The 16,111-nt window shown below is 56.3% G+C and carries 14 protein-coding genes; 8 read left to right on the top strand and 6 right to left on the bottom strand.

Annotated elements, in window-relative coordinates; translation table 11 throughout:
• Positions 1–15: 15 nt before the first annotated feature.
• On the top strand, positions 16–726 hold the full coding sequence (locus VQ830_RS00935; protein ID WP_337266179.1) for an RlmE family RNA methyltransferase: 711 nt from the start codon (positions 16–18) through the stop codon (positions 724–726).
• A 37-nt stretch (positions 727–763) separates the two neighbouring features.
• Here VQ830_RS00935 and VQ830_RS00940 read toward each other — a convergent pair whose 3' ends face one another.
• Entirely contained in the window at positions 764–2,194 is a 1,431-nt protein-coding gene (locus tag VQ830_RS00940) for a DHA2 family efflux MFS transporter permease subunit (RefSeq protein WP_337266180.1), read from the bottom strand.
• Between the two features lie 228 nt (positions 2,195–2,422).
• On the opposite strand from VQ830_RS00940, the gene VQ830_RS00945 reads away from it, so the two are divergent.
• The 3 genes from VQ830_RS00945 (at position 2,423) to VQ830_RS00955 (ending at position 5,599) form a co-directional block, all read left to right on the top strand.
• Positions 2,423–3,412 carry an MBL fold metallo-hydrolase gene (locus VQ830_RS00945; RefSeq protein ID WP_337266181.1) on the top strand — a complete coding sequence of 330 codons (990 nt, stop codon included), beginning with the start codon at positions 2,423–2,425 and terminating at the stop codon, positions 3,410–3,412.
• A 246-nt stretch (positions 3,413–3,658) separates the two neighbouring features.
• Complete coding sequence (guaB, locus tag VQ830_RS00950) at positions 3,659–5,143, top strand: IMP dehydrogenase (RefSeq protein ID WP_337266182.1); 1,485 nt, start codon at positions 3,659–3,661, stop codon at positions 5,141–5,143.
• Between the two features lie 27 nt (positions 5,144–5,170).
• Positions 5,171–5,599: an MAPEG family protein gene (locus VQ830_RS00955; protein ID WP_337266183.1), complete on the top strand. Its 429-nt coding sequence runs from the start codon at positions 5,171–5,173 to the stop codon at positions 5,597–5,599.
• A gap of 30 nt (positions 5,600–5,629) precedes the next feature.
• Here the strand turns inward: VQ830_RS00955 and VQ830_RS00960 are convergent, their stop codons facing one another.
• Positions 5,630–6,589 carry a LysR substrate-binding domain-containing protein gene (locus tag VQ830_RS00960; protein ID WP_337266184.1) on the bottom strand — a complete coding sequence of 320 codons (960 nt, stop codon included), beginning with the start codon at positions 6,587–6,589 and terminating at the stop codon, positions 5,630–5,632.
• Between the two features lie 206 nt (positions 6,590–6,795).
• Here VQ830_RS00960 and VQ830_RS00965 point away from each other — a divergent pair, with 206 nt between their 5' ends.
• Positions 6,796–7,092, top strand: a complete 297-nt coding sequence (locus VQ830_RS00965) for a DUF1127 domain-containing protein (protein ID WP_337266185.1) — start codon at positions 6,796–6,798, stop codon at positions 7,090–7,092.
• 123 nt (positions 7,093–7,215) lie between these two features.
• On the opposite strand, the gene VQ830_RS00970 is transcribed toward VQ830_RS00965, so the two are convergent.
• The 4 genes from VQ830_RS00970 to VQ830_RS00985 all read right to left on the bottom strand — a co-directional run bounded on the left by VQ830_RS00970 (position 7,216) and on the right by VQ830_RS00985 (position 11,602).
• A complete protein-coding gene (locus VQ830_RS00970; RefSeq protein ID WP_337266186.1) occupies positions 7,216–8,589 on the bottom strand; it encodes a glutamate--cysteine ligase in 1,374 nt (457 codons plus the stop codon).
• A gap of 121 nt (positions 8,590–8,710) precedes the next feature.
• Positions 8,711–9,448 carry a 16S rRNA (uracil(1498)-N(3))-methyltransferase gene (locus VQ830_RS00975; RefSeq protein ID WP_337266187.1) on the bottom strand — a complete coding sequence of 246 codons (738 nt, stop codon included), beginning with the start codon at positions 9,446–9,448 and terminating at the stop codon, positions 8,711–8,713.
• 84 nt (positions 9,449–9,532) lie between these two features.
• A complete protein-coding gene (locus tag VQ830_RS00980) occupies positions 9,533–11,032 on the bottom strand; it encodes an inorganic phosphate transporter (RefSeq protein WP_337266188.1) in 1,500 nt (499 codons plus the stop codon).
• 66 nt (positions 11,033–11,098) lie between these two features.
• A complete protein-coding gene (locus tag VQ830_RS00985) occupies positions 11,099–11,602 on the bottom strand; it encodes an NUDIX hydrolase (RefSeq protein ID WP_337266189.1) in 504 nt (167 codons plus the stop codon).
• 530 nt (positions 11,603–12,132) lie between these two features.
• On the opposite strand from VQ830_RS00985, the gene VQ830_RS00990 reads away from it, so the two are divergent.
• Genes VQ830_RS00990 through glcF form a run of 3 tightly spaced genes read left to right on the top strand, consistent with a single transcriptional unit; the run spans position 12,133 to position 16,097 of the window.
• Positions 12,133–13,572 (top strand): FAD-linked oxidase C-terminal domain-containing protein, encoded by a 1,440-nt coding sequence (locus VQ830_RS00990; protein ID WP_337266190.1) that lies wholly within the window; start codon positions 12,133–12,135, stop codon positions 13,570–13,572.
• Complete coding sequence (gene glcE / locus VQ830_RS00995) at positions 13,569–14,783, top strand: glycolate oxidase subunit GlcE (RefSeq protein WP_337266191.1); 1,215 nt, start codon at positions 13,569–13,571, stop codon at positions 14,781–14,783. The genes VQ830_RS00990 and glcE overlap by 4 nt, the downstream gene beginning before the upstream one ends.
• Positions 14,784–16,097: a glycolate oxidase subunit GlcF gene (glcF, locus tag VQ830_RS01000; RefSeq protein WP_337266192.1), complete on the top strand. Its 1,314-nt coding sequence runs from the start codon at positions 14,784–14,786 to the stop codon at positions 16,095–16,097. It begins immediately after the preceding gene.
• Positions 16,098–16,111: the final 14 nt, after the last annotated feature.

Consider the following 16,111-nt stretch of genomic DNA (forward strand, 5'->3'; position numbering starts at 1 on the left):
GAGACAGGAGTACGCATGACGAAGCCACCCATTGCTGGCAATCGCACCGGCCGCAAACTCGGCCAGCGGGTCAAGAAAAAGAAGATGAAGGCGTCCTCTCGCCAATGGCTGGAGCGCCATATCAATGATCCATATGTCCAGCGCGCTCAACTGGAGGGCTATCGTGCCCGCGCTGCCTTCAAGCTTCTGGAGATCGATGAAAAGCATCAAATCCTGAAGGGGGCCAAGCGCATCATCGACCTCGGCGCAGCACCTGGAAGCTGGTCGCAGATCGCTTCGAAGGTGACCAATTCCACAGATGAAGACATAAGGGTGGCAGCCATCGACTTCTTGGAGATGGCGCCGCTGCCTGGCGTCAAGATTCTGCAACTGGACTTTCTGGATGCCGAGGCTCCGGCTAAACTGATGGAAGCCGTTGGGGGCACGCCCGATCTTGTCATTTCCGACATGGCGGCCCCGACGACGGGACACCACCGCACCGACCACCTGCGCACCATGCATCTTTGCGAAGTGGCCGCCCATTTCGCCGTTGAAGTTCTAGCGGAAGGCGGACATTTCCTGACCAAGACCTTCCAAGGTGGCACCGAGCGCGAGCTTCTGACCATGCTCAAGCAGCATTTTCGCCAGGTCGTGCATGTCAAGCCAGCGTCATCACGTGCCGAATCGGTTGAGATGTTCCTCTTGGCAAAAGGCTTCAAAGGCCGTCAGCCAGAACAAGTCGATTGAGTGAGCCAAAGTCTTCCGCAAAGCGGCAGGCTGTTCCTTATTTCGCCAAATTCTCGTGGAGCGGCTCGACAGCCGCTGCTTGTGCGGCAAGCCCGGCGCGGTGGCCGGAAACCGCAGCGCCAGCGTAGCGGTCCATTCGCCAGAACGGAATTGCGGCGATCACCGTCAAAATCGAAATCATGTAAAAGGCGATATGGAAATCGGTAACACCGAGCGATGCCCCGCGCACATAGATTGATCCTTCCAGAATCGCCGCTGCCACCGCAACACCCATCGCAAGGCTGATCTGCTGCATCACTGAACTGATGGACGTCGCTTGACTGGCTTCGGCATTCTCGACGTCCGAATAGGCCAGAGCATTGGTACCGGTGAAGAAGAAGGAACGCGAGAACCCGCCGATAAGCAGGACAAGGATAATCGTTATGTGCGGGGTGTCCGGCATGAAAAAGCCGGTTGCGATCGTGACGATCGTGGTGACCGCTGCTGCTGCGAGCAGCGCCGTCCTGAAGCCCACAGCCTCGAAGACACGCCGCGCCATGAACTTGGTGCTGATTGCGCCGATCGCGCCGGAGAAAGTGATCAGTCCCGATTGGAATGGTGTGAGGCCGAAGCCGAGTTGCAGCATCAAGGGGACGAGAAAAGGAATGGCGCCGATACAGATGCGAAAAATGTTGCCGCCGATGATCGAGGCTCGGAAGGTTGGATTCCTGAAAAGGTTGAGGTTGAGGATCGGGGCAGGGTGTCGCTTCGCATGGTGGAAATAAAGAACACCGCAGATCAGTCCGATAATCGTCGTGCCAATCCCCAAAGCCGGCGGCAAGGCTGGAAGGCTGACCACCGACAGCCCGAAGACGACGCCGGCCGCAGACAGGGACGTCAGCAGGAAACCGACGAAATCAAGGGTTGGCGGCCTTTCCGCTTCGACGGCAGGAAGGAAAATCGTCGATAGGATGATACCGATAATGCCGACGGGTACGTTGATCAGGAAGATCCAGTGCCAGCTGAAATAGGTCGTAATAAAGCCGCCGAGCGGAGGTCCAGCGAGCGGACCGACAAGAGCCGGAATGGTCAGAAGCGCCATCGCTGACACAAGTTGCCGGCGATCAGTCGTTCGCAGCAGCACGAGGCGCCCGACCGGCGTCATCATCGCCCCGCCGACGCCCTGAAAGAATCGTGCAAAAACGAACTCTAGCAATGAACCTGAAACGGCGCACCAGATCGAGCCAACAACGAAGACGCCGATGGCCGCACGGAAAATATTCTTGGCACCAAACCGATCCGCCATCCAGCCGCTGACCGGTATGAAGACTGCAAGCGACACCATGTATGACGTCAGGGCAAGCTTCAATGTGATCGGCCCGACGTCGAGATCCTTTGCAATGGCCGGAAGAGCCGTCGAAATGACGGTAGAGTCCATCTGCTCCATAAAGAGGGCAACTGCAAGAATAAGCGGGACAATACGGTTCATAATGAAAAGCTCTGGAGGGGTGGCGCAATTTGGGGCTTGTGTAGTCCTGGGGGACGCCCATGCCAATAACGCGGGAGTACTGTCGCAGTTTCATAGGGTCACGTCTGCGTGATGAGACTTGTCTGGCTTGCAAAAAATCGCAACTTCTCGCGCGAGCCGCTCTGCCGGGGAAATGCATCGCGGCTTTGCGCAATTTGCGCCTGAAAGCTCTCAAGATGGGATGGAAAAATGCCAATGAACGATGGAATAGGACGACGCAGTTTCTTTACGGCCGGAGCCGGTATTCTTGCAGCTCCAATCCTTTTGCGGAACATGAGTGTTGCGCAGGCCGCAGACACTGCAGAAGGAAAGGGAAAGCAAGTGCCGCAGATCAGCCAGTTTAAACTGGGCAACTTCAACTTCACCGTAGTGCGCGACGGCACCGGAATACTTGAAAAGCCGAACGAAACCTTTGGCACGGATCAAAAAGCCGAGACTGTCGCGCAAGAGCTGGAAAAAAATTTCCTGCCAACCGACAAGATTGTCAACAGCTATTCCCCAACGTTGATCGATACCGGGGCCGAAAGGGTTTTGGTCGATACCGGTTTTGGCGCGTCGGGTCGCGAAAAGGGAAGCGGTCAATTGCTCGCCGGGCTGAAGGAAGCCGGTTATGATCCCACCGATATTACCATCGTTGCCCTCACCCACCTTCACGGTGACCATATCGGCGGCCTCATGGAGAACGGCGAGCCGGCCTTTAAAAACGCGCGCTATGTGACGGGGGAAACCGAGTTCAATTTCTGGACGGATAAAGCGCGCCAAGGAACGCCAGCGGAAGGAAACCATAAGGCGGTGATGGCCAATGTTGCGCCGCTGAAGGATCGTTTCACCTTTCTCAAAGACGGCGACACTATCGTTAGCGGCATGAGCGCAGTGCTTGCTCCGGGCCACACACCCGGCCACATGATCTTCAATGTCGAATCGGAAAAAGCACGCCTAGTGATGACTGGCGATACGGCCAATCACTATATTCTGTCGCTTCAGCATCCGGATTGGCAGGTGCGTTTCGACATGGACAAGGCGCAGGCGGCTGCGACCCGTCGCAGAGTGTTCGACATGCTTGCTGCCGAACGGGTGCCATTCCTCGGCTATCATATGCCGTTTCCGGCTGTCGGATTCGTGGAGAAGTACCAAGACGGCTATCGTTTCGTACCGAAAACTTATCAATTCGATCTATAATGCTTCTGGGTCGCGGCCCCGATTAAAGCGGGACCGCGGCCGGCCCTTTGCCGAGGCTTTTTCAACTGTTGAGCGATCATCTTAGAAGCCCGCAATCAGCGCGCTGCAGCCATTCCTTTTTTGCTATTCCCTTCCTGTCATAGACGTGTTACCAGCCCTCGCCAACTTCCCAAGCAGTTATTGCAGACCGCCGGTGATGATGTTTCGTTCCGGACCGGTCGGCTTTTTAGATGAAGGAAATTGGCCATGGCTCGCATCATTGAAACGGCAACCGGGGCGGATGCCCTGACATTCGACGACGTGCTCTTGCAGCCGGGCCACTCGGAAGTCATGCCGGGACAGACCAATGTCACCACGCGCATTGCGGCCGGTTTCGAGCTGAATATTCCGATCCTCTCCTCGGCAATGGATACGGTGACGGAAAGCCGGCTGGCGATTGCGATGGCGCAGGCTGGCGGTCTTGGCGTCATTCATCGAAACCTCGACCCGATCGAGCAGGCCGAGCAGGTTCGCCAGGTCAAGAAGTTCGAGAGCGGCATGGTTGTCAATCCGGTGACGATCAACCCGGATGCGACGCTTGACGAGGCTCTGTCCTTAATGAAAGCGCATGGCATTTCTGGCATTCCGGTCGTTGAAAAATCCCAGCGCCTTGTTGGTATTTTGACAAACCGCGACGTGCGCTTTGCCTCCGATCGCGGCCAGAAGGTCGCCGAACTGATGACGAAGGATAATCTCGTCACTGTGAAGGAAACTGTCGATCAGCAAGAAGCAAAACGTCTTCTTCACAGCCATCGCATCGAAAAACTGCTCGTCATCGATGGAGAGGGGCGCTGCGTTGGCCTGATCACGGTCAAGGATATCGAAAAGTCCCAGCTGAACCCGAACGCAGCGAAGGATCTGCAGGGCCGTTTGAGAGCTGCCGCTGCCATCAGCGTCGGAGACGACGGTTTTGAGCGCGCCGAGCGATTGATCGATGCTGGTGTCGATCTCCTCGTGGTCGATACCGCGCATGGCCATTCGCAGCGCGTTCTCGAAGCCGTGACCATGGTCAAGAAGCTTTCCAACTCTGTTCGGATCATGGCTGGCAATGTGGCAACCTATGACGGCACGCGCGCTTTGATCGATGCGGGCGCCGATGCAGTCAAGGTTGGTATTGGCCCTGGCTCGATCTGCACGACACGTATCGTTGCCGGTGTCGGCGTTCCGCAGCTGGCGGCCATCATGGCCGCTGTCGAGGCCGCGTATGCTCAAGATATTCCGGTCATTGCCGATGGCGGTATCAAATTCTCCGGCGACCTTGCCAAGGCAATTGCAACCGGCGCTTCCGCTGTCATGGTCGGTTCGCTTCTTGCCGGGACGGAAGAAAGCCCCGGAGAAGTCTACCTGCACCAGGGCCGTTCGTTCAAAGCCTATCGCGGGATGGGATCGGTTGGTGCGATGGCCCGCGGCTCCGCAGACCGTTATTTCCAGGCTGAAGTTCGCGATACGCTCAAGCTCGTGCCTGAGGGCATCGAAGGCCAAGTCCCCTATAAGGGGCCTGTATCCGGCGTTCTGCATCAGCTGACGGGCGGTTTGCGCGCCGCCATGGGGTATGTCGGTGGTCGCGATCTCAAGGATTTCCAGGCAAAGGCGACTTTCGTGCGCATCTCTGGCGCGGGCCTTCGCGAAAGCCATGCCCATGATGTGACCATCACGCGGGAAAGCCCCAACTATCCTGGCTTCGGCGCCTGATCTTTATAAGAAAAGGAAGGCTCCGCAATGAAGGGCTTCACAGGATATGAAATGTTCTGGCCAATCGGCGCGCATGCAGCGTTGGTTTATGGCCTGTACGGTGTGCTGCGCGTGCGTCGTATGCGCATGTTTCGGGCCGGTCGTCTCAAGATCGATGAGTTTCGAGAAAACAGAAGCGAACCAACGGAAAGCCGGGTCGTCAACCATTGCATCGCCAATCAGTTCGAGTTGCCGATCCTCTTCTATGTGTGCTGCATCCTGACGTACATAACCGAAGCCGATAATGTGGTGTCCCTAGCCCTGGCTTGGCTGTTCATAGCACTGAGATATGCCCAGGCTTACGTGCATATTACGAGCAACAACATCAAAATTCGCAGCAATCTCTTCATGGCGGGTTTTGCCGCGCTTGGCGGCATGTGGCTCTGGCTGTTGATCTGGATGGCAACCAGCCCCTGATAATGCGACTTGCCTTTGGCGGCTTGCCAGTTACCAGCTGGAAAGGCCGCCATTACTGATCTTTAGCCGTGGATACTGGCGCACCAGTCCGTTACCAAGATCCGGCTCGAGGTTTTCGTCGACAACGGCGGGCGAAATATTGTCGAGGCAAGCAGCGATGTGCGCCGTGATGGCATTCATAAGAGACAGCGAAACGCCCGGCCGTTTCATGATGCCGATCTGGACAGGCGGAAGCGGCGGGAAACCGTCGGCTTGGCTCAGGACCTTCATCCCTGGCCGCAAAGCCGATTCGGGCATTACCGAAACGGCAAGGCCAGACAATACGGCCGCCGCGATCACCGTGCATGACCAGCTTGTGAAGAGGATCTGATGCTCCCGGCCCACCGCGTTGAGAGCAGCCGCGGCTTGCTGACGCCAGACGCAATCGCGCCTGCCGACCGCGAGCGGAACGGGCGCATCGTCCGGCAAAGGATGATTGGCTGAACTGACCCAGCATAGAGGCTCTGTTCGCACCACCTCAGACACACGCTCGCGCGGATTGTGGGTCACAAGAGCGATATCCAACTCGCCACGTTGTATGCGTTCGGCAAGATCGACGGATGGTTCGCAGGAAATGAAGAGCTCTACGTTCGGATGCGTCTTTGCAAAGCGGCCGATGATCTCGGGCATGAAACGCTCTGCGTAATCATCCGGTGTGCCGATCCTGAGGCTTCCTTCCAGCCGATTATCGTCGAAGGCAGCGATAGCCTCATTGTTGAGCCGGATGATACGCCGTGCATAATTTAGAAGCTTCTCGCCTTCCGTACTCAGTCGGTTGCCCCGTCCATCCTTGATGAACAGCTGTTTGCCGATCCGCTCCTCCAAGCGGCGCATCTGCATGGAGACTGCAGATTGCGTTTTAAAGACGCGGTCGGCGGCCTTTGTGAAGCTTCCAGAGTCAACAATGGCAATGAACGTATGCAGTTGATCGATGTCGAGCGGCGCTGTCATGCTTCACCTATAAAGTTCCCTGATGCTAATCATTAGAAACATTCGTTGGACTGATCAATAGTCCTGCGACATCTTGTCAATGCAATCAAGCAAACCAACCGGCCCGCAAAGCTGCGGCGCCCATGCTCCGATTTCGGCCGTCAGCCTTCTGCCTTTTCAAGGCGCGAGGGTGGACGTCCTCGCGCTCGGAAGAAAGGAGAAGTTCGATGCGCATGATCGACCAAACCGCAGGTTATAGTAGCCGCCAGCCAGGCATCGTTCTTGTCCGTCTCGTGACGGCCGGTCTGAAGCCGCTAGCTGCCCTATGGAAGGCTCTCGGAAACAGACGCGTTGTCAACGGGCTGCATGACCTAACGGATTCTCAGCTGGCGGATATCGGCTTGAGACGCAGCGACTTGTACGATGCTTTTGGCACATCGTCCTTCTTTCAGGACCCTTCGTCTCATCTGTCGCTGACCGCCCGCACTCGCCACTCCGATCACGACATGATCACAAAGCTTTAATGCCTGTTTTCCCCGCAGGGTCACGCCAATAGCCCTGCAACTTTACCCGGTACGGCTTTGCCGTTACCGGGTTTTTTTATCAGCGGTCGAATAACCTCGACGACAGAATGGCCGTTGAGATTTTCAGTATTGATACTCGGCAAACAAGGGATCGATCGATTGCGCCCAGCGGTCGTTGTAAAGAGCTAGAAGATCGTCCGACAGTGTCGCCTTCTTGGCTAGAACCTCTTCCAGCGGACTGAGAAAGATCGTCTCGTCCTGGCCTTCACCATTCAGTTGCTGGCGGGATTTCAGGCCGCTGCGGCTGATTGCCAGAACCTCGCGCGCGATCTCGCTGAGATCTTGGTTTCGAAACGATGTCTTCAGTCCGCTGGCCGGGACGGCGTCGCGCAGTGCCTGAACCTCGTCGAAAGTCCAATCTTTAGTAAGTGCGTCGGCGGCGCCAAGGGCCGCATCGTCGTAAAGAAGTCCAACCCACAAGGCGGGCAGGGCACAAATGCGGCGCCACGGTCCGCCGTCTGCGCCGCGCATTTCCAGGAACCGCTTGAGCCTTACATCCGGGAAGAGGGTGGAGAGATGGTTCGTCCAATCACCAATTGTGGGCTCGTAATCAGCAACCTCGCCTTTAAGGGCACCTGCCATGAACTGACGGAACGTAATATGCGTGCAGGGATGATAGCGACCCTCGCGGACGATGAAGTACATCGGGACGTCGAGGGCCCATTCGACATAATTTTCAAAACCGAAATCGTCGTTGAAGGTAAATTCGAGTAGGCCGGAGCGTTGATTGTCCGTGTCGCGCCAGATATCGCCGCGCCAGGATTGAAGACCGTTAGTTTTTCCCTCGGTAAAGGGTGAAGAGGCAAAAAGCGCGGTCGCCAAGGACTGAAGCTTCATCGACACCCGCATCTTTCGACGCATATCCTCCTCGGAGGAAAAGTCGAGGTTCACCTGGATCGTGCAGGTCCGATACATCATGTCCAGACCCTGCGAGCCTACCTTCGGCATATAGTCCGTCATGATGGCATAACGGGATTTCGGCATGCGCGGCGTTTCGTCAAGCGTCCACTTCGGGCTGCCGCCAATGCCGAGAAAACCGATACCCATAGGCTCGGCAATGGTCCGAAGGACCTCGAGGTGCCGGTTCGATTCTTTGCAGGTTTCGTGGATCGATCGGAGCGGTGCGCCGGACAGTTCAAACTGCCCCCCTGGCTCAATGGAAATTGCGCCCATACCACTTGGCTCACCAAGGCCAATGATGTTCTCGCCATCCATGATGGGCTCCCAGCCGCTGGCGGCCTGCATTCCCTTCAACAAAGCCGAAATGCTGGCATCGCCGGCGTAAGGGACAGGCGCCAAACCCTGCCGGAAAAACACGAATTTTTCATGCTCCGTACCAATGCGAAACTCTTCTTCAGGTTTGCATCCGCCCGCTAAGTAGTCGGTCAATTGCTGGACCGAAGTGAGGGGTCTCTGGTCGACTGTATCGCGGGCCATTCAAATTTCCGTTGGTAGGAGCCGAGACTACGGCTTGTGTTACGCTGATTAGGGGAGCGGGGAGATTGGATGCAAGTGAAATTCTTTCATAGCATCATCAAAAATAGCGACCATGAGGCGTTTAGCGCCAGTCGCCGATCGTCGCCTGAACAACGGCGAGGGCAGCGACCGCAGCTGTATCGGCTCTCAAAATGCGGGGTCCAAGAGGAATGGCTGTGACGAACGGAAGATTGCGCAACTGCTCGCGCTCCTCGAACGAAAAGCCGCCCTCCGGGCCGACAAGAAGCGCGAGCTTGCGCTCCTGGATTTGTGCCAGAGACGGCAACGGATTTTGGCTTTCCTCGCCTTCATCACAAAAGATGATCCGACGCGCGCGATCCCAGCCGTCGAGAAGATCAGTCAGTTTTGCAGGCTGCGCAACCGATGGAATGGAAAGGATGCCGCATTGTTCGGCTGCTTCGATGACATTGGCCGTTATCTTCTCAAGGCTGTTGATGCGCCCCTGAACATGTTGCGTCATCACAGGCTGTAAATGTCCGGCTCCCATTTCCACTGCCTTTTGTACCAAATAATCGAGTCTGCCGATCTTGAGCGGCGCAAAGAGATAGTGGAGGTCGGAGGCGGCAGGCTGCGGCCTAATCTGCTCGACGGGGATCAGCAACAGCCGCTTGCGGGTGGGAAAGGAAAGTCTCGTTCGCCATTCCCCATCGCGCCCATTGAATGTCAGGATCTCACGATCGTTCTCGAGTCGAAGCACATTCGCCAGATAGTTATACTGCTCTGCACTGGCTTCGATCGCTGTTTCGGGTCCCAAATTGCTGTCGACGAAAAGCCGCTGCATGCGGAAATTGGCGCGCATGTTCAAGTCCTCCGTCTGAGTTTGTTCAATTGGCAGACAGGTAAGCCAAGTGAAGGTTGTTCTTCTGCGCAGTGATCTTGCGCGTTATAGAAAGACAAATGTCATAAACCAATAGAGGCAAGCTGACAGTACAGCTGCGACAGGAACGGTAATCGTCCACGCACCGACGATGGTCATGAAATGCGATCGGCGCACCAAGCGGCGACGGCCTACCTCATATTGGTCGGGATTGGGAGGCTCATCGATCTGCCACTCCTGGGCGCGCCTGCGAATATAGTCGAGCCGGCGCTTGGAATGACGCGTATACCACTCTCGGAAAAAGCCGACACCAAAGACAGAACCCACTGCAATATGCGTCGTGCTAATGGGCAGCCCCAGCCAGGAAGCGACGATGACGGTGATCGCGGTGGAAAGCGCCACGCAATAGGCACGCATTGGGTTCAACTTGGTGATCTGCTCGCCAACCAGACGGATAAGCCGAGGCCCGAACAGAAGCAATCCGACCGAAATTCCCAATGCCCCGATAAGAAGCGTCCAGAACTGCGCAGGTCCATGTTGATGCAGATGATCGCCTTCTGTCACGCGCACAATGGCCGATAAAGGACCGACGGCATTGGAAACATCATTGGCCCCATGGGCAAAGGACAACAGTGCTGCGGATCCAATCAAAGGAAATCGAAACAAAACGCGTAGCGAACTATTGCGATTCTCCAGTCCGGCTGCTTCGCGCCGTACGATGGGACGAGAAATGCCCCAGCATGCAATGCCGCCCACCACGCCGAGCGCAAGAATAGTCAACGAAGAAAGGCTGCCAGAGGAGGTTAACTGCAGGATCATGTAGCTGGTAAATCCGCCACCCATGAGCCCTATGAGAACGGGGATCCATCGCTTTGCTGCACTTATCTTATCGTCGCGGTACAGAATGAAAGTTTTGATGAAATAAAGAAGCGCCGCAGCGACCAATCCGCCAAGGAGAGGCGACGTGACCCAGGCGGAGGTGATTTCCAGAACGACAGGCCATTGAACCGCCGAAACACCTTGCGCGGCAAGGCCTGCACCGATGACCGCGCCAACGATAGCATGGGTCGTTGAGACCGGCGCGTTGAACCAGGTTGCGAGATTGACCCAGATGGCTGCGGCCGCGAGAGAGGCCATCATGATCCAGGTTACATGGGCCTTTGGTATCGCAACGATATCGACAATATCCGAGGAAATTGTCTTTACGACGTCGTTTCCTCCGATGGTTGCGCCGAGAATCTCGAAGATAGCCGCAAGAACAAGCGCCTGAGTCATCGTGATGGCGCGTGCGCCAACAGCTGCGCCGACATTATTGGTGACGTCATTAGCACCAATGTTCATTGCCATGTAAGCGGCAATGGCGGCTGCGATGACGATCACAACGGCGCCCGGTTGGCCAAAAGCATAGGTGCTCGCCCATAGCGCAGCCAATCCGAGAAAGATCAAGCCGAGCCCAGGCGAGACAAGCGTTTTGGCGACAAACTTTGAGGCATCCTCGACATGCGTGACCTTGTCCAGATCCTTGTCGAGGGTCTTCTTCGTCAGAATAACAGGCTTTTGTTTCATCGGCGCCTTTTCGTCGCGCCCGTTCTGGTCATCCACCATCAAACTAACAGACTGTCATGACAGATTTTACTCTGCCGCCAGCCTGTCCGCCAAATTGATCTGACCCATCTGCCTTTCGAAGAGATAAAAGAGGGCTTTCAGCTGCGGCTCCTGCACACGCGCAGCCGCTTCTTGACAGCTTACCCATTCAATCCTTCGTTCGCCTTTTTCTTTAAACTTGCGAGCTGTGCCGATGACCTCAAGCGGATAGACCTGCACCTGACAGGTCACGCAAAGTCCGTCTTTCAGTGCCTTGTTGTAGTTGTAAAACCCAAGCGGCTTTTCGTGGATCTTGCCGGCAACGCCGGCTTCTTCCAGTGCTTCGCGCTCAGCAGCTTCATGCGCTGCCTTTCCCGCCATCGGCCAGCCCTTGGGGATGATCCAACGACCGGTATCGCGGCTCGTGGCAAGCATCACTTCCAGTTCACCCGTCTTCTTCTTTGTCCGATAGCAAAGAGCTGCATACTGCTGTCGCGGCGGGCGCCGGAACATCAGCTGAACGTCAGACAAAAGAGAGGACAATATATTCAATGATTGGGTGACCTTTCGCTTCAGCTCTTTCTACATTGACACGGCAATTACTATTTTTTCGGAAAGCGCAAACCGTCAAAAACGAAGTTTTGCGATTGTCCCGCGACTCCTCAAACCGTCTCATTTCGAGTCGCGTTGCACACGCGTTCAATATGAGTTCTATCGGTGTTACAATCAATAGCCGGCTTAGTTGATCCCGGACTATTTTAGGGATGATTTTCGTTTGTTTCGGATCTTGTTTCGCGTCGTTTCCCAACGCGAGCCTTCAAGATCGCCAGCAGCGCGAAAAGTTCCCGTTTTCGGTCATTTGTTGCGTCTTTCTCTGTGATGTCATGGTGAGGCACCACGGCAAGGTAGTGAAAGTCTCGAGGGCTTTTCTACCAATGCGAGCTTGTGCGGGCCTGTTACAAAGATCTTTTCATGTCTTTCTTTGATCCGTCGGATGGTGCCGCATTTGCTCAAGATTGAGGGAACTGGTAGCCTCGCGTAGAGCGCTCGACGAGCGGACGCAAATCAGGGAGGGCGTGTACATGTCGGATAAGTTTGCCTTTCTTCCACCGCGCCAGACCGTGTTGAGCCGTCGTCAACAAATCGTCGACGATCTCTCAAATCTTTTAGGGCCAGAGTGTTTGGTTCACGATGAGAGAGGATTGGTTCCGTTTGAGACGGATGCCTTCGTCGCTTGCCGTAGATTGCCGCTGGCCGTCGCGCTTCCCAGAACGACGCAAGAGGTATCTGCCGTCCTCAAATATTGTCACGAGCGGTCGATCCCCATCGTTCCGCGTGGGGCGGGGACCTCGCTTTCAGGAGGCGCTATACCGCAAGAAGATGCTCTGGTCGTCGGGCTTTCCAAGATGAACCGGATCCTTGAGATCGATCTACCGAACAGGGCTGCTGTCGTCCAAGCAGGCGTAACGAATATTGCCGTCTCCCAAGCCGTTTCCCCGCACGGCTTCTTCTATGCGCCCGATCCGAGCTCCCAGCTCGCATGCACGATCGGCGGCAATATAGGGATGAACTCCGGCGGAGCGCACTGCCTCAAATACGGCGTTACGACGAACAATCTGCTTGGCGTTACAATGGTGCTTGTTGATGGCACGGTGATCGAGCTTGGCGGCAAAGCGCTGGATAGCGGTGGGTACGATCTGCTGGGCCTTGTCTGTGGTCATGAGGGCCAGCTTGGCATCGTGACAGAAGCCACGGTTCGACTGATTGCAAAGCCCGAGGGCGCGCGTCCAGTCCTGTTTGGCTTTGATTCAAGCGAAGCGGCGGGCGATTGTGTCGCTGACATTATTGCCGCGGGCGTCATCCCCGTTGCCATGGAATTTATGGACAAGCCAGCTATCGCCATCTGCGAGGCATTTGCCGAAGCAGGCTATCCGCTCGACGTGGAGGCATTGCTGATCGTTGAGGTCGAGGGTTCGGAAGAAGAAATGGATACGACCCTTGCCGGTATCGTTGCTATTGCTGAAAGGCATAAGGTCAAAACTGTTCGGCAATCTCAATCGGCAATGCAAGCGGCGCTGATTTGGAAAGGCCGCAAATCCGCATTCGGCGCGACGGGGCGTATCGCCGACTATATCTGCATGGATGGCACTGTGCCGTTGAGCCAGCTTTCGCGGGTGCTGAAGAAAACGGCCGAGATCGGCGAGCGCTACGGTCTTCGTATCGCCAACGTCTTTCACGCCGGTGATGGAAACATGCATCCTCTTATTCTCTTCAACGCCAACGATGCAAAAGATGCCGAGCGCGCAGAGGAAGCAGGCAACGAAATACTTAAGCTGTGTGTCGAAGCGGGCGGTTGCCTGACCGGTGAACACGGCGTCGGCGTCGAAAAGCGGGACCTGATGGTGCATCAATTCTCGCCGGCCGACCTTGCCCAGCAGATGGCGGTGAGGGCCGCTTTTGATCCCGAGTGGCTCTTGAACCCGTCGAAGGTGTTTCCGCTGGAGGGGCGCCCGGCAGTATGATTGACAATTTTCCTGCAAGCGAGGCCGCTGCCGTCGATATCGTACGCGACCATTACAATGCGACACGCCGTCTTGCGATCCTCGGAGGGAATACGCGCGCCGGCTTCGGCTCCGAGATTGCCGTGTCTGCTCGTCTGCGCTCTTCCGGGCTTTCAGGGATCGTCTCCTACGAACCTAGAGAAATGGTGATGACGGCTCGCGCTGGCACGCCCCTTTTGGACATCGAAGCGGCATTGGACGAACACGGCCAGATGATGTCGTTCGAACCGATGGACCACCGTCCTTTAATGGGAACTTCCGGTGTGCCGACCATTGGCGGGGTCTTCGCCGCGAATGTATCGGGGCCGCGCCGTCTTCTGGCCGGGGCCGCACGCGACAGTTTGCTCGGTTTGCGCTTTATCAACGGCCGGGGAGAGCTGATCAAGGCAGGCGGACGCGTGATGAAGAACGTGACGGGCCTTGATCTCGCTCGCTTGTTGGCCGGATCCTACGGGACACTTGGGTTCGTGACCGAGGTAACATTTCGAGCGCCACCTCGTCCCAAGACGGAAGCGACGCTGGTGGTCGGCGATCTTGACGATGCCGGGGCGGCCAAAGCCATGGCACACGCGATGGCACAGTCCGTCGAGGTTTCCGGCGCTGCGCATTTGCCGCCAAGCGTGAGGCATGCGTTTCTCGGCGGCCGCTTGCCAGAAACGTCGGCAACGGTCTTGCGCCTTGAAGGCATGGCGCACTCAGTAGAGGTCCGCCTCAAGAAGCTTTCTGAAAGCATGAGCAAATTCGGTCCAACTTCATTCATAGAGATGGGGTCGAGCCGCCAGCTTTGGCGGGAAATTCGAGACGTCATTCCTTTTGCAGACGGGACGTCCCGGCCGGTCTGGCGCGTCTCGGTCGCGCCATCCGCCGGTCCCGAGCTGGTCGCTGCCGTGCGTTTGGAGGCCAGCGTTGATGCCTTCTACGATTGGCAGGGCGGTCTTGTCTGGATGCGTATGGAAGCCGATGCTGAGGCTGAGGCTGAGCGTCTGCGAGGATGTATCAAGGCCGTCGGGGGAGGGCACGCAACGCTCATGAGAGCGTCGGGTGCCGTGCGAGCAGGGCTTCAGCCCTTTCAGCCGGTGGGGCCGGCAGTTGCGGAGCTTTCGCGACGGATCAAGGAAAAACTCGATCCGTCGGGGATCTTCAATCCCGGTCGGATGGCAGGAGAATGGTGAATGCAGACGTCTTTTCGGCCCGAGCAACTTGAGGATCCGCAGATTGCGGAAGCCGAAAAAATCTTGCGAAAATGTGTTCATTGCGGCTTCTGTACGGCCACCTGCCCAACCTACGTGACGCTGGGCAACGAGCTCGATAGCCCGCGCGGCCGCATTTATCTCATCAAGGATATGCTTGAAAACGATCGTCCCGCCGATGACGAGGTGGCCTTGCACGTCGATCGCTGCCTGTCCTGCTTAGCATGTACGACGACGTGTCCATCGGGCGTGGACTACATGCATCTCATTGATCATGCGCGCACCCATGTGGAGCAAACGTGGAAAAGGCCGTTCCTGGACAGGATGATCCGCGCTGCCCTCGTCAGGATACTGCCTTATCCCGGCCGTTTCCGCTCTGCTTTGATGCTGGCGCGACTTGGGAAGCCCTTTCGTTCTTTTTTTGCCCGGAGCAAGGCCACACGTCCACTATCGGCAATGCTCGCACTGGCTCCACAGCACTTGCCGAAACGCCGCCTTTCTGCCCCCACCGATAGCGGCGGTATCAAAACCGATAGAAAGAGCCGCGTAGCGATCCTCAGGGGCTGTGCTCAATCGGTGCTGGACCCTGGCATCAACATTGCGGCCACAGCTCTTCTAGAACGCTTCGGCGTGGAGGTCATCGCTGCTGCTGGCGAAAGTTGTTGCGGCTCGCTGGTTCACCACATGGGTCGGCGCGAACTCGCCTTGCATCAGGCGCGGCTCAATATCGATGCCTGGACGCGTGAACTTGAGCAAAAGGGGCTTGATGCTGTTATCATCACCACCTCGGGCTGTGGCACTACCATCAAGGATTATGGGCATATGTTGCAGCATGATCCAGCCTATGCTCAAAAAGCTGCGAAAATATCGTCTTTAGCCTGCGATGTGACCGAGTATCTTTCCAAGCTCGACCTTCCGGATCAATCCCCGAAAAAGCTTGCCGTGACCTATCATTCGGCCTGTTCGATGCAGCATGGACAGAAAATCACCGAGATACCGAAACGGCTTCTGAGGCTTGCGGGATTTACGGTCGCCGAGCCTTTGGAAAGTCATCTTTGCTGCGGTTCCGCCGGAACCTACAACATCCTTCAGCCAGATATTGCGGAAATGCTCAAGCAAAGAAAGATCAGCAATCTTGATGCGACGAAGCCCGATGTCATTGTCGCGGGCAATATTGGATGTATCACTCAAATTGCCAGCGCAATGAAAACGCCGGTTGTGCACACGGTGGAGTTACTCAACTGGGCCTATGGCGGTGAGCAACCTGAAAAGTTAAAGGATTATCTGTTAGCCTGATTCTTGAAGCCAAC

This window comes from Oryzifoliimicrobium ureilyticum, assembly GCF_037199735.1.
Classification (GTDB): domain Bacteria; phylum Pseudomonadota; class Alphaproteobacteria; order Rhizobiales; family Rhizobiaceae; genus Rhizobium; species Rhizobium ureilyticus.